The sequence below is a fragment of the Niallia sp. FSL W8-0635 genome (assembly GCF_038007965.1).
Classification (GTDB): Bacteria; Bacillota; Bacilli; order Bacillales; family Cytobacillaceae; genus Niallia.
The window spans coordinates 1,043,675-1,066,283 of sequence record NZ_JBBOYD010000001.1 but is presented as its reverse complement, the minus strand read 5'-3'; the positions used below and the strand labels follow the sequence as shown (position 1 = coordinate 1,066,283).

Genomic DNA, 22,609 nt, shown 5'->3' with positions numbered 1-22,609 from the left:
GGCCTTTTTTATGGATTCTTTTCTTCTACTATGAGAGAAATAAATTTATCATCTTTTGTTCGATGATTAATAATAACAACAACTGTTTTTTCTTTTCCATTCTCTTTTACAACAAATTGAAAGGAATCTTGTTCTTCTTGTGCAGAGATTTTTTTTCTTCCTAAATATTTGTAGTCTGTCACAGACTCTTCTGGATAATCCGCTTTTACTACTGCAATCGCGATAGAACCGAATTTTTGATAATCTAATTCTTGAACAGCTTCATTATGAGACGGAAACATAAATGCCAAAATTAAAACCGTGACACTCACAATAAGAATCGATAAGGATCTTGTTTTCATAAATACCTCCAATATTTTTTTCTTATTATTTATCTCCAAGCAATTTTTTATGTATCGCATCTATTTTTTTTGCTTCCTTGATTAGCGTTTTTGGAATGGATTTATTTCTTTCCCATGCTTCTGCAAAATTTGTTAAGGATGGATTTCGTTCATTTACCAATGGACATATTTCTATTGTGAATGCCGGCAAATGATAAGTAGAAATAAACCAATCTGTAAATCCCCCTCCAATGGCATATTTAGGAGGTATCCCAAGTTTATATCCCGTTTCTTGTGCAAGTATTTCTGCAATTGTCCGATCTCTTTTTTCATTCATCCCATTATTATATTGCCAAAAAATCTCCTGGCCTGACGAATGGTAAGCAACTGCAATGGTTGGCTTTATTTTATCCGTCAACTCAACGATGGCTTGTACTTCCTTTGCCTCAAATGGGGCTTTCCCTTTATAATTTTTATAGGATGGCTCTTTTTTCGAATTCTTTAAGTTTTCCCAACCAGCAGGATATTGGCGATTAAGATCCACTCCTAATCCGTTACTCTTCCAACGTGTAAAATCCTTTGAATCGCCATTCATTTTCTTAATTTTTCTTTTTGAGAAAAACGGAAATTTATTAATTCTCCCTTGCTGAATGGTCACTCCATCTGGATTAATCATCGGTACAATCCAGATAGAATAAGAACTAAGAAAATGATCTCCATTTTTCATTTTAACTGCAATATCCTCTGCCATTTTCATTGTTAGCAAAGAAGTAATCCATTCTCTTCCATGATGTGCCCCAGAAAGGAGGACACTTTTCTCACCTTCTCCTATCTGAATGGCGTAGATCTTCCTACCGAACTCTGATTTTCCAATCGTATGCACCTGTAGTTGTTTTTTATACTTACTTTTCAAAATCCAAACGTCATCCTGGAAGTCCTCGTATGTATACACTTTACTAGCATCAATAATCGATTCCGCACGAAATTCCTTTGGAAAAGGATGTAGAAATAAGCAAGTTGTCAATAGAATAATAAGTCGCCTTTTCATAATAACCCCTTTTTTCTTTATATTGTGGATGTGTAGTATTCCTTATTCACATTTAGGAAAATTTCTCATTTTTCTGCCACTAGAAATTATACAGGTAAAAATAGAAAACCCTTTTAAATCAATATAGCCAACTTTTAGTGGGTAACATTATGACCTTTCTTCATATAATAAAATCATCTCCTTCCCACATAAGGAGGCATTAAAATGACTAACACAGATTATGATCGTGCCCTTTACTATACTCATCGATCAGAATGGGATAATCTTCTTATATTAATGGTAAGAACCCAGGATAACTTTCTCTCAAAAAAAATTGAACAATTTCTACACGCCTATAACTTTGAACATGATTATTCTGTCATAGAAAAACATTTATATTCATTATTACGCTATATCGACCACGCCAACGATTTAGCGGAGGATGACTGGATTCACACAACCACTATGTAATTTTTCAAAAGAATTCCACCAAAAAACCACGGCTTTTGGCCGTGGTTTTACACTGTGCATTTTCTTACTTCTTATACTCAATCCGATAAACATCAAATCGTCTATCTTTTAATTGGCGAACGGTTCCTCCTTGGCGTTGACGTCTTAGGATTTCTAAGTCTACATCACCTATCATAACCATTTCGATATTAGGGTTTGTTTCACCAACAATCCCATCTCTTGCAAATTCAAAATCGGATGGAGCAAAGATCGCTGATTGGGCATATTGAATATCCATATTTTCAGTTTGAGGTAAATTTCCCACAGTCCCTGCAATAACGGTATAAATTTGATTTTCTACAGCTCTTGCTTGTGCACAATAGCGAACCCGTAAATAACCTTGGCGATCTTCTGTACAGAATGGAGTAAAGATAATTTTCGCTCCCATATCTGTTGCAATTCGAGCAAGCTCTGGAAATTCAATATCATAACAAATTTGTATCGCTATTTTCCCACAATCTGTATCAAAAACCCTTATAGCATCTCCTCGTCTTATCCCCCACCATTTTCGCTCATTCGGTGTTATATGTAGTTTATATTGTTTTTCAATGGTCCCATCTCTTCTAAAAAGATACGCAATATTATAAATCTCATCATCATCTTCCTTCACAAAATGAGATCCACCAATAATGTTGATATTATATCGAATCGCTAAATTTGTAAAAAGCTCAATATATTGCTCCGTATATTCCGTAACTTTTCTAATGGCAGTACTTGGAACACGTTCATTCATAAAAGACATCAATTGAGAAGTAAGCAGCTCTGGAAACACAACAAAATCTGATTCAGCATCGGATGCCACATCTGTATAATATTCTACTTGATTAGCGAAATCCTCAAAGCTATATATTTGTCTCATCATATATTGAACAACACAAATCCGCACCGGATAGCTACTTGTGAAAAAGCGTTTTGATTTTGGCATATATTCTACATTGTTCCATTCCATAATCGTCGCATAGCTTTTCGATTGTGCATCGTCTGGCAAATAGTTTGTATTAATGCGCATTAATGTAAAACCATTAATTAGCTGAAAAGACAAAACAGGATCATATATTTTATGATGCAGCACTTCCTGCACATATTCTCTAGCTGTCATTTGATCTTCATACTTATAATAATTCGGGATCCTGCCACCAATAATAATACTTTGTAAATTTAATTGCCGAACTAGTTCTTTTCTTGCTTCATAAAGACGGTGACCTATTTTCATTCGCCGAAAAGCTGGATCTACCATTACTTCAATCCCATAAAGATTATAGCCATCTGGATTATGATTAGTGATGTATCCACCGTCTGTCACTTCATCCCAAGTATGTCGTGCATCATATTCGTCGAAGTTAATAATCAAGCTCGAGCAAGAACCAATGATCTCACCGTCGTATTCTGCTACAAATTGACCTTCTTGAAAGATATCGAGATGACTTTTTAATTGATCTTTTTTCCAAGGATCCATGCCTGGAAAACATTCAGCTTGAAGCTTCATAATTTTACCAATATCGTCGTATTCCGTATTTCGGATAATTAATTTTTTTTCAAATTTCGTTAAATCCAATTTCGGCATAATCTTTGACTCCCTTATGTATGTTTCTTTTTTTAAGCTGTTTTTGTAAAGTTTATTGCTATGACCCGCAAATGATAAAGCAACAAGCTTATAGAAAACGGCCATTTTTATGATAATTTTACTTTCTATTTACTATTTCTACATTTCCCCATTTTTTTCAGATATAATCTCTGTCTTTCATTAAATCTAGTTTGTTTACATCATTTCCAAATAGCTTTATACTTTTTCTATAATGAAAATGTTTTTTAAGTAGTTGAATAAAGACAATAAAAGGAGAATCGTATGGAAGAAAAAACAAAGCAGAAAGATTCCCGAGAGCATCTCTTATACTTAGCTTGGATTGCATCTGTCCTCAGCATGTTCGGTAGCCTATACTTTTCAGAAATTAGAGAGTTTGTTCCTTGCACATTATGTTGGTATCAACGAATATTAATGTACCCCTTTGTGATTATTTTAGGACTTGCTGTGATACGAAAAGATTATAAAATCACCTTTTACACAATGATTCTTTCTGGATTTGGCGCATGCATTTCCATTTATCATTATTCCAAACAAAAATTAGCTAGCATCTTTGAAGGTTCTGCCTCTTGTGGACCAGTCCCTTGCACAGGAGAATACATAAATTGGTTAGGCTTTATAACCATTCCCTTTATGGCACTTGTTGGATTTATCATAATCTTTACTTGTAGCATCATCATTTGGAAAAAAACAAAGGAGATGAATGAATGAAAAAAGTAATTTTTTTCTTAGTTTTTATTATTATTTTATTTGCAGGGGTAGCCTTTCTATCTAATATGCAAAAAGAAAAAGCAGTAGAAGGGAATTTATATAAAAAAGAGGATTTGGAACCTGAAACAATGGAAATATTAGATGATCCGAATTACCAAAATATTATTGTTCCTGACGAACTCGAGAAGAAATTAAAAACCGAAGAAGATGTTACCGTATACTTCTTTAGCTCAGAATGTATATATTGTAAACAGACAACACCAGAATTAATGCCCCTTGCAGAGGACTTAAATGTATCGATTGATCAATATAACCTATGGGAATTTGAAGAAGGCTGGGATAAATACAATATCGATTCTACGCCAACAATTGTCCAGTACAAAAATGGAGAAGAAGTAGGAAGAATCAACGGCTATAGAGAACCTGAAGTATTTAAACAATGGCTCGAAGAATACAGTGTTACGAAATAAAAAGTCAAAAAATAAGCCGTCGCAATAAAAAGCGAAGGGTTCCGATTTGACAGTGGTATCGTTATCGGTATATAAAATGGGAAAACTCGCCATTGGCGAGTTTCTTTATTTGGAATACACACTCTCCTTTAAATAAGGTGTTTTGTCCTGAATCGAGTAACCGGCAAAAGGGAAATAAGCGGAGGTTTTCCGGTTAATTGCAAAATAGTGCTTATTTCGGGGTAAATAAGGGAAGGTTTTCCGATTATACAAAGCAAAATCTCCCTTTTTTGCTTTTTTCGAGTCAATAGGCGGAATCTCTCCGTCTATTTAAGCCTTTTTTTATAATAATTACTAAATAAGCGAAATTTTTCCGTCTATTTTACAACTCAGGTGCTTTACCTTATATCCCAGGACCCTCTACTCAAAACGGCACTGCAAAGGGACAGAAGACTTGACATCTATTGCTATGCCAAAGTAAAGGGAATTCCGTAGAAACCTTGATAAATAAGGAAAAAGACGTATGCCAATTCATACGTCAATTCTTGTATCATTTAATTAGAATGCATCCAAAAAAGAAACCCTTTACTGTAAAAAAAAAGCGATGGCTTATTTTTTATTCCAACTAGGAATACTAAGATGCCAGGCAAATAAAAAAGGTTATACTAAATACTGATTATTTGCCTCAGTGTACATACTAAAATTTGATTGATTAAAGGTATTTCCATTATCGTTGATTTTAAAATTGTCTAAATCAAATGGGAAAAAGATATCCAAGTCCTCTAAAATCCGAACATTTTTTGCAAATAGATGTTTATATTTATGTTTATCTTCTGGGGATTCTAAAATATTTACAAGGGTTTGAAGGCTTGCAATTACTTGATAAGACGTTTTTAATGTACTTAATTGCTGTGCTTTTTCTGGAGTGATAGCAAGGACTTTTAATCGTTCAAACTTATTTATTTCCTTATCGGTAAAATAGAACGGAAATATCTTTGAGTAAAAGGCTTGAATCAGTTCCTCAATTCTTTCCTCTTGTGTTGGTGTTGATGCAAAAACTACTTTCATGAAATGAGACACCCTCTTTGTTTCTAATATAAATTTACACTACATAAAGTATTACCACTAGTCTACCATATCCCCCAAAACCATTTCTGTGGTAATTAAAACCATGATATGATGACTATGTAAAATTTAAGACATTTTTTTAATTTATATTTATCGAATAGTGAAGGAGATTTTATATGATATTTGAAAGAAAGGGAGACTGGCTTCTACTCAAAATCCCTTTACAATGGGAAGGATTATCAATTGAAGCATTTTTTTCAGAGGTTTTATTGGCATCCAAAAAACAAATTCATTTGTTTAAAATGGAGAAAAAAATCCAGTTAAATAACCAAAATGTTCCTTGGAATACGTTGCTTACGAAGGAAGATATTTTAAAAATAAAACTATTTCATCCACAGCCCAATGACATAATTCCAACCTATATGGAACTATCTATTCTTTATGAAGATGATTTTCTGCTAGTTGTTAATAAGCCAGCTTCTATTGATACACATCCACATTCTTTAGAAGATGCATCTTCTTTATTAAACGGAGTTGCCTATCATTTGCTAATGAATGGAGAAGAAAGACAATTAAAGCATATTCATCGCTTGGATCGAGATACAACTGGCTGTATTCTCTTTGCGAAACATGATTTAGTCGCAAACATGCTCGATTATATGTTGAGGGAACGGAAAATCAAAAGAACCTATATCGCTCTTGTTCAAGGATCCCTCTCACAGAAAAAAGGAACGATTGATAAGGCCATTGGAAAGGACAGACATCACGGAAGCCGGAGAAGAATATCAGAAACTGGCCAAGCAGCGATCACCCATTTTAAACGAATGAAACAATTACCAAACAAAGGATTAACCCTTATCTCTTGTACTTTGGATACAGGGAGAACACATCAAATTAGAGTTCATTTAAGCTCTATTCATCATCCTCTAGCAGGAGATGTGCTATATGGCGGAAAACCAATTTTTGATCGACAAGCTTTACATGCGGTAAAAATTCAATTCATCCATCCTATCTCCATGGAAGAAATCACCGTCTTTGCTCCTCCATTGGACAGGCATCCAATATTCCCTGATGAAAATTGGGAAGAGTTGTTAAAGGAAACAAAATAAAGGAAATGGGCTTAAAATGCCCATTTCCCCTATTTCTTTTTATGTGGTTTTACGCATTCCACGCATAATTAGGCTTAAAATAAAGACTAAAATAACTGCACCAATAATACTTGGAATTAGAGCAAAATCTGCAATTGTTGGACCCCAATCTCCAAGAATTAATGATCCTAACCATGCACCAACAAAACCTGCAATAATATTTCCAATCACTCCACCAGGAATATCTTTACCAACGATTAATCCTGCTAACCATCCTATAATACCACCTATAATTAATGACCATAAAAATCCCATATATAACACTCCTTTTATTATAGTGTTTATCTTTTCAAATGAGATAGTGAAGAATAAAATCATGCTGCAGCTTAGATTATTTATCCCGTACGGTTTTTTTCACTATCTGCTTGTACTTATATTTACCACCCTTTGATTCTTTTAAACCTAACAAAACATTCATTGAGTTAGGAAGATTTCGATAATTATTCAAAAAAAATCTACACCCTTCCTAATTGGGCATAGATTTTTTCTTCATATTTATTTAACATAAGGGGCAAGAAATCAAAATATCACTTCATCTGGATTACTTCCAAGTCTTTCATTCATATTTAATCGATCTATTTGATCCATTTCTACTAAGCTAAGTTGAAAATCAAATATCTCTGCATTTTCTTTTATTCTTTCCGGATGAATGGATTTTGGAATAATTATATGTCCATTTTGCAGATGCCAGCGCAAAATAACTTGAACTGGTGTCTTGTCGTGTTTTTTTGCAATATAGTTAAGAGTTGGTTCATTTATTAAGCGACCTTTTGCAATTGGTGACCAAGCTTCAATTTTTATATCTTTTTTCTGACAGTACTCTCTTAATTTCTCTTGAGATAGTCGTGGATGGAGTTCAATCTGATTAACAGTTGGCTTCTCCTTTGCACTTGCAAGTAAATGATCTAAATGATGTTCCTGAAAATTACTTACACCAATTGCCTTAACGACTCCTTCGTCATACAGCCTTTCAAATGCTTTCCACGTTTCTACGTATTTATCTTTCCCTGGCCAATGAATTAAATATAAATCTAGATAATCTAAATCTAACTTCTTTAAACTTGTTTCAAATGCACGTAGAGTGGAATCATATCCTTGCTCTTCATTCCAAACTTTTGTGGTAATAAACAGCGATTCTCTAGAGACAGCGCTTTCTTTTATTGCTTTACCCACCCCTTCTTCATTCTTATAAATGGCGGCAGTATCAATAGAACGATAACCAAGATCCAAAGCAGTTTTTACAGTATGAATAACCGTATCTCCATCTTCTACTTTAAAGACTCCAATACCTAATTGAGGTATCTCTACTCCATTATGTAGCTTCACTTTATGTTCGATGCTATTGACCAAACAAAACACCTCCAAAATCAGAATTATCCATATAATAACACTTATTTGAATACTTCTCTATAAATTTGATTTATGCTTTGCTCTGTAAATTAAATGACTACTTCTTACTATATTTTTACTTTAAGATAAATAGAACGATTTTCTCCCACCATTTCCATGGTAATATATTCTTTAATAGGATTGTACTTCTCGTTCCTTTCCCAATTACATAGCGCAATTTTGGATGCTTTGTTTGCGCGATTGTAACTACTTTTTTAGCCACATCGATGGGTTTTCCATCCTTTTTTCTATTTCTTTGTAAATATGTATCCAATTGTTCCATGTATGAAAAATACGGAGACGAAGACATGGTAGATTTTATAGTTACCTTCTTCCCTGTTGTCCAAATATTAGTTTGAAAAGAACCAGGTTCCACAAGGATTACTGGAATAGAAAAAGGAGCCAACTCTAATCTTATAGCCTCACTCCATCCTTCTAATGCAAACTTAGAGGAAACATATGGAGATAAACCTGGAAACCCAATTTCTCCACTTATACTACTCATATTAATAATCATCCCTTTTCCTTGCTCTCGCATAAATGGAAGCACACATTGAGTAACTCGAATCGCTCCAAAAAAATTCGTATCCATTTGCAGCTGATATTCTTCAATTGGAATTTCCTCAGAAAAACCAGCTCCTGCATAACCAGCATTATTTATTAATAAATCAACTTGTCCAATTTTCTGCAAAATTATTTTTAAGCTTTCTATAGATTGGGCAGAAGTAATATCCAAAGAGATGATATTAATATTGGATATTACCCCCATTTTTGTTGCGGTATCGAATAATTGTTTACTTTTATTCTTATCTCTCATTGATGCTATAACCATATAACCTTCTTTGGCAAATTCTAGCGCCATTAATTGTCCAAATCCACTGTTTGCTCCTGTTATTAGGACTACTTGTTTCTCCACTTTTTCACCTTTTTCTTCCTTTATATTACATCCATTATTTGTTAAATATTCATTCACTGCAATGATATTCTCGACTTAATAAAGACATCATATAGATGGATTGATAATTATTATTTATTTTTATCGCTTCTCGCTGCAATCCCTCTACCTTAAATCCTTCTGATTCATAAAGAGATTTTGCACGTTCGTTATGATCTACTACTTCAAGCCATAGCCGATTTGCTTTCTTTTCAGTAAAAGCCCATTTTTTAATTAATTGGAGCATTTTTCTTCCATATCCTTTTCCTTTTTCCGAAAATGCGATTCTCTTTATTTCCAAGCTATCATTTTCATCTTCCAATCCATTTATTAGGACATACCCAACTGGTTTATTCGATGATCTTTCGACAACAAGTAAATGCAAGATATTAGGGTTATCAGTGAGTGCCTTTTTATGTTCCTGTAATGACCATTGTAATATAAAGGGACTATTAGTAGGATCTTTTTCTGTTTTTCTCACATAAGTTAATTCCGTCTCTAGTGTTTTTCGAATAAGAATCTTGTCATCCATTAACACTGTATCTCCTCCTTTCTAGGACATTATGTTATTACTATATTCTGGAATAATAATTTGGACACTGTTGGATAGCAACGAGTAAAAGGAAGAAATTCAACTATTTCATTCCATTCTAAACAGAGAAAAAATGTTAAATAAATATAAACTTTGTAAATATGTAAGGTTATTTCCTTAAAATTTCGTAAATCAAATATTAAGATTTTGTAAATTTATTAAAAAAATACTAGGCTATTCGACAAGTTTCCTATAAAATATGTAAGGCTTAGTCATAATTTGTTATATATTAATGGAGGTAACCGCAATGGTTTTTAAAAAACAAGATAAGTTTGCTGTTATGTTAAAAAATATCGCTTCAAATTTAAAAGAAGGAGCAGACTTTTTTGCTGACTATAAATTAACAAACGTTAGCGATTTAAAAACTTTTTCTGAAACAATGAAAGAAATCGAAACTAAAGGTGATACATATGTTCATGAAGTAATCACTGAATTAAATAAAGCCTTTATTACACCGATTGAAAGAGAAGACATTCTTGCTCTAACGATGAGTATGGATGATGTATTGGATGGTTTAGAACACACAGCAGCACTATTTGAAATGTACAATATTATTAGCGCTGATGAATATATGCTTCGCTTTGTGGAAGAAATCAAGAATTGTGCAGTGGAAATTGATAAAGCAGTAGATCTGCTTACAACAAAAAAATTACCTAAAATTAGAGAATACGCGATTAGAATTAAAGACCATGAATCAAAATGTGATGGTATTTTACGTCAATCTATTAAAAACTTATTCTCCGTAGAAAAAGATCCTATTCGCATTATCCAATATAAAGAAGTGTACGAAAATCTTGAGGATATTGCAGACTACTGTCAAAGTGTTGCAAACACACTTGAAAGTATTATTATGAAGAACGCGTAAGGAGCCTTTTTCCAATGAATACATTACTAATACTTACTATATTAATCGTTGTCTTTGCATTAGCATTTGATTTTATCAACGGCTTTCATGATACAGCTAATGCTATTGCTACTGCAGTATCGACGAAAGCGTTAAAGCCAAAGCACGCAATTATTATGGCAGCATGTATGAACTTTGTTGGTGCCATGACTTTTACTGGTGTTGCAAAGACAATTACAAAGGGTATCGTAGATCCTTTTGAATTAACAAATGGTTCTCTCGTTATCCTTGCTGCATTGATTTCCGCTATTATCTGGAATTTAGTTACATGGTATTTCGGGATACCAAGTAGTTCATCCCATGCAATTATTGGATCAATCGCTGGGGCAGCCATAGCTTCTTCCGGTTTTGCATCTCTTAATTACAATGGCTTTATTAAGATTATTCAGGCATTGATTATTTCACCAATCCTTGCCTTTATCGTTGGATTTATCATTTACTCCATCTTTAAATTCTTCTTTAGGGATTTAAATTTAACAAAAACAAATAGGCGATTCCGTTATTTTCAAATATTTACGGCCGCATTGCAATCCTTTACACATGGTACAAATGATGCTCAAAAAGCCATGGGGATTATCACCATGGCATTATTAGCTAATAATTATGTTTCCACAGGCGATGTGCCATTTTGGGTGCAGTTTGCTTGTGCTACAGCAATGGGACTTGGAACATCTGTTGGTGGATGGAGAATTATAAAAACAGTCGGTGGCAATATTATGAAGATTCGTCCAGTAAATGGAGTGGCTGCTGATATAACAGGAGCAATGATCATTTTTGGATCTACCTTAATCCACCTGCCAGTTAGTACAACCCATGTTATTTCTTCTTCTATTCTTGGTGTTGGTTCATCCCACCGTTTAAAAGGGGTTAAATGGGGAACTGCACAAAGAATGGTTATTACTTGGGTAATCACATTACCAATTTCAGCAAGTATCGCTGCCATTTGTTACTATATTCTTCATTTCTTTTTTTAATATAGGTCTGGTGCAATTAACCATAGCATAAAGGCATCTTTACCCAATAAGGGAAAGATGCCTTTTTTATTATTTAAAGGGTAAGCAATCTCTCTGTAACCTTTCTAATAAGTAACGGTAGTGTTTGAAAAGTATAGGGTTTATACACTCTTTCCGTCCATTTATGCCCACCTTTTCCATAGACTCCAATATTTAACGCAGGAATATTAAGACTACTCATTTTTTCAAGATCTAATGGAAATAATGCATTCATGCCTGGAAAATTTGCTTTCACTGTTTCAATCTCGGCTTGATTGCCATGAAAAGCTAAGAAGCTCCCATCACATAAATAAGGGAAATATCCTCTTAACGGAAATACCTCCTTGTACTCCTCTTCCGCCTCCTGTAATACTTCTCTCAAAGCTTCTTTTAGATAAACAGACTTTTCATCCTCTTGTAATGTATTGGATGGCAAAAATGGTGTCGCAAAAAAGAGAATTACCCGAGGCTTCTTTTCTGGATCTAATTGCTGTAAAGCTTCTATTAGTTCAAATGCTTTTAATCGATCATCTAAATCTTCCGATAAATTTGCTAGTAAGCTATTCAATAGCTTTTCTGGTTCTTCCCCAAGCTCTGTTAAATAATCCATATATTCCTGAATAGTCATCACTTCTGTCTTCCAATTAATAGACCTGCCTGGAAGCTTATTCGCTTCACGATACGCCAAGTAGTTATCCGCTAATTCATTCTCTATCTTTGTACACGCTGCTTGAGCAATCTTTTTTAAGGATGCTAATACTTCACTTGGCGTTTTTTTATAAATAAAATAATTGAAATACATTCTGATACTAACAGGTGTTTGAACATTATAGCTTTGCTTATTTTCTTTCATAAACAAGCAACTAGGGGGTAGCACTAATTCATTTTCTAGCTTTTCAGCGAGAGAAAAATTTTGATTAATGCTTCTATTAATCTCTGAAGCAATTAATGTCGGATCAATTCCAAGCAAGCTTTCGCCGACATGCGCCTCTCTTCCAGTAATAGAAAAACACGGCAAAAGCTTTCCTGCTCCCCCACAATATACATATTTTGCTTCATCATCATTATATAAAGGAGAAATAAAATCATTATTAATAGCTGCCACATATGATAATCCTTTTTCTTGCTGAAGGCTAACTAGCTCTTTTAAGGCACCTCTAATTCCTACATGCTGGTTTTCCTCATCTACATTAAATAAGAGTAGAATATTTCCTTCTAATTTTTCTCGATGGTTCATATAATAGAGAAGATTTGCTAGATGAATGCTTATTCCACTTTGCATATCAAGGGATCCTCTCCCAAACATCCATTCTCCACTCCGTGCATCTGCTCTAGCCTCCTCATCTCCTTCGTAGTTCCGAAAAAATTCAGCTAACTTTTCCGGTTGATGTGCAATATCCTTAAGATTTCCATAATCCTCTATCCCCACTGTGTCCACATGTGCATGGTAAAGGACCGTTTCTTTTTTATCCGAATCACCTTGCAAATAAGCCCATACATTTATCCGATTATCTCCATCTAATTCCTGCTTCCAAACAAAATCCGGGTTTGCTTGAAAATAAGGAAAGGACCCGATGATTTCATATAAATAATTAGCCTTATCTAATTCTCCAGTAGTTCCATTATAGCTTTCCATTTCAGTAAGTCGTTTCGTTAAAAATTCCAATTGCTGTTCCGTTGCTAAAGCTGCCAATTGATTATACATGCCTTCATCCCCTGATTTTTCTTTTAGTTTTAAGTTTATTGCTATTCTTCCTATCTGACAACCTATTTTTCTGTCTATTCAAATTATTCTTTAGACTAGTAAACTCGCTTATTAAATTATTTTTTCCCTTCCTCATAAACCATTCTATTTTTCTTCATTTTCACATAGGTATTAGTAAAGTGGACAAGTTAAAGTTAGGATGATGTTTATTGATGGAAAAAATTGCTGCCATTTTTGTCGGGAGCTTACTAATAGGCATTGGGGTTAATGGATTTTTAGTACCACATCATCTTCTAGACGGTGGTATTATTGGAATTGGACTTATCCTTCATTATCACTATGAAATTCCAACAGGTCTTTCAATGATTATTTTAAGTATTCCATTATATATACTCGTTTGGTTTTATAATAAGGAATATTTTTTTTATGGAATTATTGGATTTCTCATTTCTTCTTTTTCCATTGATGTACTTTCTTTTTTGCGTGAAATATTTTCACTGAATCTTTTAGTAAGCGCTATTGTTGGTGGAGTGATTATTGGGGTTGGAATTGGACTTATGCTTCGGTTTGAGACAAGCACTGGCGGAACAGACCTTCTTGCTCAAGTTCTAGCAAATATCTTATCCATTCAAGTGGGAATCATCATCTTTTTAATAGACGGGATTGTGTTATTAAGCGGCTATAAAATTGTTGGTCTCCCTACTCTTATAGCTTCTTTTTTGACTATTTTTTGTGTCGCTATCTTTACGACCTTATTATCGAAAAAAAAGAGTTCCACCTAAATTTAATAGGAGAGGCATTTATTACCTCTCCTATTAAATACGTATTTACATTTCCAAACTCGAAAAGCAAGCTAATTTCCGTCTATTTTAATCTTTTTCCGGAATCAAGACTTGTCCTACTTTTCCCATTTTTAATAAAGTCTGCATGATTGTTTTGGAAAGCTCGCTTGGTGGATAAGGCTTTACTAAGTAATCCATCGCTCCTAGTGATAAGCCTTTTTCTTTCTCATCAAGCGCCGATGAAATAATGATGGGAATGTTTTTTAGCTTTTCTGATCCCTTCATACAATTCATAATTTCCCAGCCGTCTAACTTTTCATCTTCCAGCATAATATCAAGTACCAAAGCATCGGTTGGATGTTTTTCTAACATTTGAATGGCTTCTTGCCCTGTTTTATAATAGACGACCTGAAATCCATTGTCCTTTAATTCATGAACAATTAATTCTCCCAAGCTAATATCATCCTCTATAACCATAACAGAGTACAATTGCTTATTTTCTATAGATTCCTCGAGATTTAACCTATTACTCGTATGGATAGGTGGAAAAACTAATGTAAAAGTACTCCCTTGCCCAAATTCCGATTCTACTTTCACTTTTCCATCATGCGCATTCATTATTTCTTGCACGATTGATAGTCCTAAGCCTGTTCCACCAATTTTTCTTCGATCTGTATTATCCACCCGATAAAATTTTGAAAATAGCTTATCCATCGCAGATGCTGGTATACCTAACCCTTCATCTTTAAAGGCAACACATAGCTGCTGATTCTCTTTATATAACTTTATTTCTATTTTCCCTCCATTTGGAGAGTATTTAATAGAATTACTAAGGAGATTCTCTATAACCTGTTCTATCTTACCCTTATCTCCCAATACTAGTGTTTCCTCTACCATTTGATTAATTTCTATTGGATGAGAAGTTGAATGAATGGATAAATTTTCTTTGACTCTTTCCACAATTGGTAAGAGATCAATGTACTTCTTTTCATAGGTTTGTTTCCCAGCTTCCATTCTTTGAATATCTAGAAAATCGTTTATTAAGGAAGTTAATCTTTTAGCTTCTCCATATATCGTATGTAAGTATTTTTTCTGTTTTTCGACCTTTAAATCGCGATTTATCATTAATTCTGTAAATCCGAGAATACTTGCTAACGGTGTACGCAGTTCATGACTTACCGTGCTTACAAACTCCGACTTCATTTTATCAACTTCATATTCCTTGGTTATATCCCTATATACAAAGATTGTCCCAAACTTTTCATTTTTTCTATAGAGCTCTTCTGCATAAATGTTAATCACTCGGCCATCATTCATGAAAGCGATATAAGCATTATTTTGTTTTTCCTTCATAGACGCTTGAATGTAATTCAACAATCCTTCTGCTTCCGTAAAGTGAGCCTTTAAATGATGTTTCCATTTATCCCACGCACTACCTGGATTAAAAATGGTTTCATTCGATTTTCCGACAATTTCTTCAAACTTTCTATTCACAAGAATTACTTCACCTATATCACAAACCACCTGAACACCCTCTTGCAGTGTGTTTAATATATCTAAATTTAATTCACGGTCATTCTCTGTTTGCTCAAATAATTCAATTTTATCTAGTGAAATACTAATTTGTTTTGCTAGTGCTATAAATTCTGCCTTATCAAATACGGAGAAAGGATCACTAAAGCGACTTAGCATCATTACTGCTGTTATTTCATTATCTGAATTATAGACAGGGATATACAAATCATGTGTAAATCCTTTTTCAAGGTGATAGCCTTTTTCAGACAATACCATTTCTCTTGTGATAATAAATGGTTCTTTCGCTTTTTTTAAACGATCAAGCATTCCTTTAAATACATGGTTCTTAAATTGTGTAGCCCCTTCTTCCACAATTCCGTACGATGCATAAGCTTGATCCTTAAGTAATAATATAATTCCTCTGTCAGCCTGTAGAATTGCGGCTAGATGAATAATAATACTTTCTAGCACATCATCCTTATATAACGAATTAGAGATACTATTAATCAATTCATTTCTTCGCTTTAATGATTCCTTATTTGCTTGAACCGTTTCTACTACCTCTTCTAGCTCTATCTGCTGAGCATGCAGCTCATCCTGCTGGGCAATTAGTTCCTCGTTTTGCGCCATTAAATCCTGCTCTTTATCCTGTATACTTTGATACATATGATTAAATGCAATCGAAAGGGTTCCTAGCTCATCTACTCGTTTTGTATCCACTCTTATTTGCGCATCATTTCCCTTTGCAATTTCATTTGCAGCATGTGACAAATCAGATAAGGGTTTACCTATTTTTTTGATTCCAATTCTCCCTATCCAATAAATAATAGTCATAATCAAAATAATATAAACAAGAAAGCTCAGTTCCAAAATCGTAATATTTTTATTTAATTCTTTTACCTTACTATTTAGCTGATTAGTCATGGAACCTAAATAGCTATTTAACGAATCCTTTATATGACTAATTTGATTAGCTCCACCATCTTCGGAGATTTGTATAACCTTCTCCACTTCCCCTTCTTCAAAGTAAATTAGTGCTTGTGGCAAAATTTCTTTGAAATAATAGGTATGGAAATTTGCCAATTCTTCCGCTAATACTTTATCTTCATCGGTTTTAGAGACAGCTTTAAATTGTTCAACAAGCTCGTTCGTCTCAGCATCCATCTTTAAAGCAGCTGATTTCATAGCTGTGTTATTAAATGCGAAATATCCTCTTGCATCTAGCAACGCATTTTCTAGTCTACCTTGTAACTCTCTAACAATTGATGTTTTTTCTAATAGGTCTGCTCTTTCTTCTGCATACTGGTCATTCAATTCCTTCTGGCCAATTGCAAGAAATAAACATCCAATAAGAAATAGTAAACTGAAAAAACACATCAAAGCAACAAACTGCCTAGATATGCTCTTACTTAGATACGATTTAATCCTCATCAAGTATTTCCCCTACTTTATCTAATAAAGCAAGTGGACTAAATGGTTTTGCCATAAAATAATCAGCTCCAGCTTCAATAATTTCTTGTTGTTCATTCGCTTGGCTCTTAGCAGAGAGCATCATAATTTTCAGATGCTCTCTTTCTTTATCTGTTCTTACTTTTTCAATCACTTCTAGTCCCGTCATAATTGGCATCATATAATCAAGTATTAATAGGTCATATTGATTTTCCTGAATTAATCGAAATGCCTCTTCTCCATCCTGAGCCTCATCTACCAAATAGTCATCTTCTAATGTATCCACTATTAACATTCTTAGAACTTCTTCATCTTCTGCTAATAAAATTCTTTTCAATTCTGTTCCCCCTCAATTTATTTCTGAAAAAGCTTCCTGCAGTATATAATAAGAAGCTTTTAACCGCTCATGATAAACTGGTTTCTCCCATTCATCCCATGTATACCATTTAGTAGAAGCAGATGATATCCACCCCTCTTTTGAAAGCGCTGGCAAGGAAGAAATTAATTTATTTTCTTTTTCCATTACGGCCGCTATTTGAATTCCCTTAATATACTCGCTTCCTTCTAAGCCCTTTTTCCATAAGTCCGCCATCGCTTCTTTTTGACTTGGGTCTTTAATATTCAACAACGCCCAAGGTATACGAATTTCAACTGATTTTCTATCTTTACTCACACTGATATCCGTTAAGCTATTAAAATCTTTACTATTTGGATTCCCATTTCCAAATAGTAGTTGACCTGTCACATAAGAATGAAATGGAATTTTGGCATCTGGAATCTTTAATTCCTTATTTAAGGTCAAGCGTATAGGATGAAATACGCCATTATTCTTTTTATTTGCATAGGATTCTTCCTTAACCATATGTAAGATAGACCCATATTGATAGTGGAAAGAATCATAATAACTGTCTACTACTATTTCCGAATATTCCTTATCAGCAATTTTGATGAGAAAGTCCACCCCAACATCTGATTTAATCTCTTGTTTTCCTAATGAAATCGTTTTTTGCCCCTGATTCTCTATTGTATTAAGCAATAAATAGGTAGTATCTTTCTGTAAGTCTAGGGGCTGATGATAGTCAATCCGTATATTTACTTGTTGTTCATCACTACTAATATAGATAGACTGCATTCCATCCTCTAACGATGCATCTGAATAGAAGGGTGGAACTTGTAACCTTTCCCAATCCTTTAGACTCCCATCTATATAGATAGAAGGTTCGTATTTACCTGGATCAAAACTTAATAACCCAAAATGCTGCTCATTCGTTTGAATATTGGACCAAAAAGGTCTTCTATCAGGATTATCGTATTCCATCGTATTCCATGTCCGCTTAAACCATTCATCCTGCCATGTAAAGACTAATCCACCGGCATATTCTTCATCGACAATCATTTCAAACATTTCTTTATCAAATGTTCCTTGTTCTTGCTCAGAAAGAAAGCCTTGTGTCATTCCATTAATATTATCATGGGTTTTTCCTCTTGAAGATGGTACACCAAATTCAGCAATTAATACTGGCATATTATGAGCCTTTCTTAAATCCTGCAAATAGGCACCATAATTACTTTGCTTTCCTTGTTTATTAATATAGTTCTGATATTTTGGCTCATAATTTAAGAAATCTGGATAATACGGATATACATGGTAAGAGGCAACTAACCCAGCCTGAAAATTCTTTGTTGCTTCAATATGATTGGGATTGACAACAGACATATCCTCTTGTGAATCTGGTTCATAAGGGTGTTCAAGCAAATCGGTTGTTACCCAATTCGTAAAACTCATTGTATGTTGCCATCCGTATTTCTCCGCCTCATATATTGCTGTTTCATCCATCTTTAAAGCAAGCCAACTTTCAAAAGGAGAGGCATCCTTTGTTTTAAAATAAGTTCCTTGATAGATTGCTTTTTCTTTATTTTGTTCATTCGTGTTTTTCACAACTTCTGGATCCCACTCGATTCCAATCATAATTCCTAGTACGTATTTAGATATATCATACGTGTATTCTCCAGAGGCATGCCCTGGATTTTCTGGAATCGAAGCATTTCCATGAATAATATCAATCATATTCGTTAATTCTCGATCAAAATCATTCTGCACTTCTTTTGCGTATGCATTCTGTTCCCCAATTAGTATTTCTTCATTTATCCATGCACCATGAAAGAGGTATAAAGGCTCTTCTGCCAACTGATTATACTCATACAATGCTTGATAAAAGGCAGGTGGATGTAATGTATAAACTCTTATTGTATTTGCATGCATGGCGCCAATATCTTTAAACCATCGTAAATATTCATCCTTTGTTATGGCTGTTTCTCCAGGAAAAGAACCGGGCTTAGAGATTCCCATATTAACCCCTTTAACAAGAAAGTTCGTCCATTTATTATCCTTTAGTACTTGAATATATGTATCATTTGTTTTCGTATTCACTTCTACATTATTTATAGTAGTAGTTTCTACCATAGCCTTTTCCTTATTATCATGTAACCCGTCCTTTAAAATATGGTTCATGATAGGGACATAACTATTCCAATAAAAGGAATGACGGTAAGTAACATTTCTTTTCCAGCGATCAAGCCCCACTGTTTCATAAATAGCAGGTACTTCTGCTTCATCTGCATAATCACCTGCAAAGTAATAAGACGTATATTGTTGATTACTATTTTGAATAATCGCTGGAAATTGACTAGGCAAACCATACTCCGTTATGATTGCTTTTCCCTTTTTATTTACTGGAAAAGTATAGGTAGCTAGAACATCGTTCATTTCTTTTGCTTCGACAATATCAAACCAATAGCCATATTCTGAAGTAATGGACTCACCAAATATTTTTTCCCCCTTTCCAGTGGTAGAAAATTGCATCTTCCCACGATTAAGCTCATCTCCAGACAATACAACGACATGATCATCTTTATTTATTAACACCATTCCAAACCCTTTGAATGCCCACTTTTCCTTATAAATACGCTCATAATTCTCTTTAACCCAAATAGGAACTTCCGAGCTTTCCATGTCCGAAAAATATCTACCTATCCAACCACTCCATGAAACATGTAGCAGATTCGTTATCTTTTCCCGTGCTTCATCACTAGTCGGACTAGCAAAGGTGTTAAATTCAGCAATTAGCGTTTTATTATCGTTCTGAAACAATGCCTCCTCCACTTTTGCTATGTCTTCTAATTCTAGCCCGCCGTAGATTTTTTCTGATCTTTCCCCAAGATTATTCATTCCAAAATATTCTTCTTCATAAACACCATATTGATCGGTAAAATATATCACCTCATATTTAGATAAATCTTCTGGTAAAGTGGATACCCGGACGTTCTTGTTTGCATCTGGTTTAAAACCTACATAATCCTTTTGCTTTATATAGGAATCATTTGTGCTTTTTACATACTTTTGATTGTTTAAAATCCATACAAGACCTTCGTGCTCGCGATAGGAAGAATCAGGGACGGTTTTATCCATAATTAACACATTTAATTCCTTCGTACCCTTTAATTTCCAAAGCCAAAAAGGGCTTGTTAGAAGCCCAATAAAAAAAATAATGAGTATAAAGAAAACAATCGATTTATTCCATTTCATTTGGATACTCCTTTACGCTTCATATCTCCCCAACTTTTGTCCCCACTTATTAATTGCCATATCCCCTCACATCGCCAAAAAACAGTTAATGGACGATACCAAAATGTTTCCGTTAAGGAATAGAGAAACAAGTATATAATATGAGAGACTCTCGGATATTTACGTAAACTCCACTCCTCTAATAATACGGCGGCCATTGAAAAAATCGATCCATAAATACATGAAAGTAAAAAAATTAAGATAGCAAATTCTAAATAAATTCCACCCAAAAAAAGAGCAGCAATAGTATATATGTAACCCAATAATTCAACAATAGGTCCAAAAAATTCAATAATCCAAAAATAAGGAAAAGATATTAAGCCGATATTACCGTATTTGGGATTTAACGTTAACTTTCGATGGGTCCAAAGGCTTTCGAATAGTCCCCGTTGCCATCTTCTTCGTTGTCTTCTTAAAAACTTCATTTCTTCAGGAACTTCTGTCCAGCATACTGGATCAGGAACATAAACGATTTTCTTTTTGTCTTTAGATTCCTTTATTAACCGATGAAGTCGAATAACCAGCTCCATATCTTCCCCAACGGTGTTTGTTCGATAGCCTCCAGCCTTCATAACCCAGCTTTTCGAAAAGACACCAAAGGCACCTGAAATAATCAATAATAAATTATGCCTGCTTAATCCAATTCTCCCCATAAGAAAAGCTCTTAAATATTCGATTATTTGTAAAATGACGAAAGGGTTATGAGACAACCCTATATCTAGTACTTGTCCATTCTTTACCGTACAACCATTCGCAATACGAATACTGCCACTTGAGGCAATTACCTCTTCATTACTATCCATAATAGGCTTCATAACTTTTAAGAAAGCATCTCTCTCTAGAACAGAATCACCATCTAAAGAACAGATATAAGGATAATGGGAAAAATTCAAACCAACATTCAAAGCATCTGCCTTTCCTCCATTTTCTTTATCAATCAAATATAATTTAGGTAATAATCTCGACTGATAAATGCCTTTAATAGGCTTTGTTGCTATCTGCTTCCGAACAACCTTTTCGATTTTAACCATATCATACTGTTCAATCATTTTTTGCAAAGTAAGATCCTTCGACCCATCATTCACAACAATAATTTCAAATTGAGGATAGTTAACACTTAACAAGGAGCGTACACTAGGTATGATTCCAGCCTCTTCATTATATGCCGGAACAATAATCGAAACTGGTTTGGTATACCACTCATTTGAAACATCATCAAAGGTATCCTCTCGATTTAATTTATATTCTTTCCGCAATTGAAGCATGGAAATAAAAAGGATAATGGAATAAAACAATATTATGAATACCATATAAATCGAAATGAACGAAGCAAAGATTTGAACGGCAGTTGACCACCATGGATATACCATCTAATTAACTCCTTTATTTAACCATTCCCTGGCCATATCTTGTGCAAATGTATCTTTGGAGTGCTTAATAATTTCTAGCAAAATGGCTCTCCCTTTTTTAAAGTTTATGATGGATTCAGCTGCCTGTGATCGAACCCACCAAGACGAATCATGGAGAAGCGTTATTAATAAATAAAGATGTTGCTCTTCATAAGAACCTAATAGTTTAGCAACCATCATTCTCTCCTGCCATTTTTTAGACTTGGTTAAAAAAAGATACTCTTCTATATTTCTCACATAACCAATCGAGGAAATAGCCTTCAAAGCTCTTAATTTTATCTCACCATCGTATTTCTCAAAAATAGATTCCAAAAATACGAGATAATCTACTTCCTTTTTCATACTTATTACATCTAAAATAGCTAATTGCAATTCTTCCCTACAATAATAAAAGGGACGAATAAACTCCTCAAACATTTCTGGCTTTAAACGGAGCAAAATGCTTCGATAATTCTTCTCTGAAAGGCTCTTATCTTCATCCATCATAGTCCAAATTTT

The 22,609-nt window shown here is 34.1% G+C and carries 21 protein-coding genes; 7 read left to right on the top strand and 14 right to left on the bottom strand.

Annotated features, from left to right (window positions below; translation table 11 throughout):
• Positions 1-8: 8 nt before the first annotated feature.
• Entirely contained in the window at positions 9-341 is a 333-nt protein-coding gene (locus tag NYE52_RS05110; RefSeq protein ID WP_341192066.1) for a DUF3889 domain-containing protein, read from the bottom strand.
• Positions 342-366: 25 nt separating this feature from the next.
• Positions 367-1,368 carry a M14 family zinc carboxypeptidase gene (locus NYE52_RS05105; protein ID WP_341192065.1) on the bottom strand — a complete coding sequence of 334 codons (1,002 nt, stop codon included), beginning with the start codon at positions 1,366-1,368 and terminating at the stop codon, positions 367-369.
• Between the two features lie 204 nt (positions 1,369-1,572).
• On the opposite strand from NYE52_RS05105, the gene NYE52_RS05100 reads away from it, so the two are divergent.
• A complete protein-coding gene (locus NYE52_RS05100; protein WP_341192064.1) occupies positions 1,573-1,818 on the top strand; it encodes a YhdB family protein in 246 nt (81 codons plus the stop codon).
• Positions 1,819-1,882: 64 nt separating this feature from the next.
• Here NYE52_RS05100 and NYE52_RS05095 read toward each other — a convergent pair whose 3' ends face one another.
• Positions 1,883-3,421 (bottom strand): GNAT family N-acetyltransferase, encoded by a 1,539-nt coding sequence (locus tag NYE52_RS05095; protein WP_445669092.1) that lies wholly within the window; start codon positions 3,419-3,421, stop codon positions 1,883-1,885.
• Positions 3,422-3,703: 282 nt separating this feature from the next.
• On the opposite strand from NYE52_RS05095, the gene NYE52_RS05090 reads away from it, so the two are divergent.
• Together NYE52_RS05090 and NYE52_RS05085 are read left to right on the top strand one after the other, a co-directional pair.
• Complete coding sequence (locus NYE52_RS05090) at positions 3,704-4,150, top strand: disulfide oxidoreductase (protein WP_341192063.1); 447 nt, start codon at positions 3,704-3,706, stop codon at positions 4,148-4,150.
• Positions 4,147-4,620, top strand: coding sequence for a thioredoxin family protein (locus tag NYE52_RS05085; protein ID WP_341192062.1), 474 nt, complete (start codon positions 4,147-4,149; stop codon positions 4,618-4,620). Before NYE52_RS05090 ends, NYE52_RS05085 begins: the two co-directional genes overlap by 4 nt.
• A gap of 639 nt (positions 4,621-5,259) precedes the next feature.
• On the opposite strand, the gene NYE52_RS05080 is transcribed toward NYE52_RS05085, so the two are convergent.
• Positions 5,260-5,667, bottom strand: coding sequence for a DUF5365 family protein (locus tag NYE52_RS05080; protein WP_341192061.1), 408 nt, complete (start codon positions 5,665-5,667; stop codon positions 5,260-5,262).
• Positions 5,668-5,843: 176 nt separating this feature from the next.
• Between NYE52_RS05080 and NYE52_RS05075 the strand changes: the two genes are divergently transcribed.
• Positions 5,844-6,776: an RluA family pseudouridine synthase gene (locus NYE52_RS05075; protein WP_341192060.1), complete on the top strand. Its 933-nt coding sequence runs from the start codon at positions 5,844-5,846 to the stop codon at positions 6,774-6,776.
• Positions 6,777-6,815: 39 nt separating this feature from the next.
• Here the strand turns inward: NYE52_RS05075 and NYE52_RS05070 are convergent, their stop codons facing one another.
• The 4 genes from NYE52_RS05070 to NYE52_RS05055 form a co-directional block, all read right to left on the bottom strand.
• Positions 6,816-7,070 carry a GlsB/YeaQ/YmgE family stress response membrane protein gene (locus tag NYE52_RS05070; RefSeq protein WP_312099476.1) on the bottom strand — a complete coding sequence of 85 codons (255 nt, stop codon included), beginning with the start codon at positions 7,068-7,070 and terminating at the stop codon, positions 6,816-6,818.
• Between the two features lie 264 nt (positions 7,071-7,334).
• Positions 7,335-8,165, bottom strand: coding sequence for an aldo/keto reductase (locus NYE52_RS05065; protein ID WP_341192059.1), 831 nt, complete (start codon positions 8,163-8,165; stop codon positions 7,335-7,337).
• Between the two features lie 115 nt (positions 8,166-8,280).
• A complete protein-coding gene (locus tag NYE52_RS05060) occupies positions 8,281-9,120 on the bottom strand; it encodes an SDR family oxidoreductase (protein ID WP_341195117.1) in 840 nt (279 codons plus the stop codon).
• 49 nt (positions 9,121-9,169) lie between these two features.
• Positions 9,170-9,670, bottom strand: a complete 501-nt coding sequence (locus NYE52_RS05055) for a GNAT family N-acetyltransferase (RefSeq protein WP_341195116.1) — start codon at positions 9,668-9,670, stop codon at positions 9,170-9,172.
• Positions 9,671-9,977: 307 nt separating this feature from the next.
• On the opposite strand from NYE52_RS05055, the gene NYE52_RS05050 reads away from it, so the two are divergent.
• Both NYE52_RS05050 and NYE52_RS05045 read left to right on the top strand, forming a co-directional pair.
• Positions 9,978-10,595 carry a DUF47 domain-containing protein gene (locus NYE52_RS05050; protein WP_016201885.1) on the top strand — a complete coding sequence of 206 codons (618 nt, stop codon included), beginning with the start codon at positions 9,978-9,980 and terminating at the stop codon, positions 10,593-10,595.
• Positions 10,596-10,609: 14 nt separating this feature from the next.
• The gene (locus NYE52_RS05045; protein WP_341192058.1) at positions 10,610-11,608 is read left to right on the top strand and encodes an inorganic phosphate transporter; all 999 of its coding nucleotides are present in this window, start codon (positions 10,610-10,612) and stop codon (positions 11,606-11,608) included.
• A 73-nt stretch (positions 11,609-11,681) separates the two neighbouring features.
• Here the strand turns inward: NYE52_RS05045 and NYE52_RS05040 are convergent, their stop codons facing one another.
• Positions 11,682-13,331 carry a M20/M25/M40 family metallo-hydrolase gene (locus tag NYE52_RS05040; RefSeq protein ID WP_341192057.1) on the bottom strand — a complete coding sequence of 550 codons (1,650 nt, stop codon included), beginning with the start codon at positions 13,329-13,331 and terminating at the stop codon, positions 11,682-11,684.
• Positions 13,332-13,540: 209 nt separating this feature from the next.
• Here NYE52_RS05040 and NYE52_RS05035 point away from each other — a divergent pair, with 209 nt between their 5' ends.
• The gene (locus tag NYE52_RS05035) at positions 13,541-14,113 is read left to right on the top strand and encodes a YitT family protein (RefSeq protein WP_341192056.1); all 573 of its coding nucleotides are present in this window, start codon (positions 13,541-13,543) and stop codon (positions 14,111-14,113) included.
• Positions 14,114-14,200: 87 nt separating this feature from the next.
• Here NYE52_RS05035 and NYE52_RS05030 read toward each other — a convergent pair whose 3' ends face one another.
• From NYE52_RS05030 to NYE52_RS05010, 5 genes are read right to left on the bottom strand one after another with little or no spacing between them, the layout of a single operon-like run.
• Positions 14,201-17,059, bottom strand: a complete 2,859-nt coding sequence (locus NYE52_RS05030) for an ATP-binding protein (protein ID WP_341192055.1) — start codon at positions 17,057-17,059, stop codon at positions 14,201-14,203.
• The gene (locus NYE52_RS05025; RefSeq protein ID WP_341192054.1) at positions 17,049-17,414 is read right to left on the bottom strand and encodes a response regulator; all 366 of its coding nucleotides are present in this window, start codon (positions 17,412-17,414) and stop codon (positions 17,049-17,051) included. Before NYE52_RS05025 ends, NYE52_RS05030 begins: the two co-directional genes overlap by 11 nt.
• Before the next feature lie 12 nt (positions 17,415-17,426).
• Positions 17,427-20,663, bottom strand: a complete 3,237-nt coding sequence (locus NYE52_RS05020; RefSeq protein ID WP_341192053.1) for a hypothetical protein — start codon at positions 20,661-20,663, stop codon at positions 17,427-17,429.
• Positions 20,660-22,072 (bottom strand): glycosyltransferase family 2 protein, encoded by a 1,413-nt coding sequence (locus NYE52_RS05015; protein ID WP_341192052.1) that lies wholly within the window; start codon positions 22,070-22,072, stop codon positions 20,660-20,662. The genes NYE52_RS05020 and NYE52_RS05015 overlap by 4 nt, the downstream gene beginning before the upstream one ends.
• Entirely contained in the window at positions 22,073-22,597 is a 525-nt protein-coding gene (locus tag NYE52_RS05010; RefSeq protein ID WP_341192051.1) for a HEAT repeat domain-containing protein, read from the bottom strand.
• Positions 22,598-22,609: the final 12 nt, after the last annotated feature.

Bases quoted from the DNA above. Each gene is read 5' to 3' on its own strand.
- NYE52_RS05110 (WP_341192066.1), bottom strand. From the start codon at position 341: ATGAAAACAAGATCCTTATCGATTCTTATTGTGAGTGTCACGGTTTTA.
- NYE52_RS05105 (WP_341192065.1), bottom strand. From the start codon at position 1,368: ATGAAAAGGCGACTTATTATTCTATTGACAACTTGCTTATTTCTACAT.
- NYE52_RS05100 (WP_341192064.1), top strand. From the start codon at position 1,573: ATGACTAACACAGATTATGATCGTGCCCTTTACTATACTCATCGATCA.
- NYE52_RS05095 (WP_445669092.1), bottom strand. From the start codon at position 3,421: ATGCCGAAATTGGATTTAACGAAATTTGAAAAAAAATTAATTATCCGA.
- NYE52_RS05090 (WP_341192063.1), top strand. From the start codon at position 3,704: ATGGAAGAAAAAACAAAGCAGAAAGATTCCCGAGAGCATCTCTTATAC.
- NYE52_RS05085 (WP_341192062.1), top strand. From the start codon at position 4,147: ATGAAAAAAGTAATTTTTTTCTTAGTTTTTATTATTATTTTATTTGCA.
- NYE52_RS05080 (WP_341192061.1), bottom strand. From the start codon at position 5,667: ATGAAAGTAGTTTTTGCATCAACACCAACACAAGAGGAAAGAATTGAG.
- NYE52_RS05075 (WP_341192060.1), top strand. From the start codon at position 5,844: ATGATATTTGAAAGAAAGGGAGACTGGCTTCTACTCAAAATCCCTTTA.
- NYE52_RS05070 (WP_312099476.1), bottom strand. From the start codon at position 7,070: ATGGGATTTTTATGGTCATTAATTATAGGTGGTATTATAGGATGGTTA.
- NYE52_RS05055 (WP_341195116.1), bottom strand. From the start codon at position 9,670: ATGGATGACAAGATTCTTATTCGAAAAACACTAGAGACGGAATTAACT.
- NYE52_RS05050 (WP_016201885.1), top strand. From the start codon at position 9,978: ATGGTTTTTAAAAAACAAGATAAGTTTGCTGTTATGTTAAAAAATATC.
- NYE52_RS05045 (WP_341192058.1), top strand. From the start codon at position 10,610: ATGAATACATTACTAATACTTACTATATTAATCGTTGTCTTTGCATTA.
- NYE52_RS05040 (WP_341192057.1), bottom strand. From the start codon at position 13,331: ATGTATAATCAATTGGCAGCTTTAGCAACGGAACAGCAATTGGAATTT.
- NYE52_RS05030 (WP_341192055.1), bottom strand. From the start codon at position 17,059: ATGAGGATTAAATCGTATCTAAGTAAGAGCATATCTAGGCAGTTTGTT.
- NYE52_RS05020 (WP_341192053.1), bottom strand. From the start codon at position 20,663: ATGAAATGGAATAAATCGATTGTTTTCTTTATACTCATTATTTTTTTT.
- NYE52_RS05015 (WP_341192052.1), bottom strand. From the start codon at position 22,072: ATGGTATATCCATGGTGGTCAACTGCCGTTCAAATCTTTGCTTCGTTC.
- NYE52_RS05010 (WP_341192051.1), bottom strand. From the start codon at position 22,597: ATGATGGATGAAGATAAGAGCCTTTCAGAGAAGAATTATCGAAGCATT.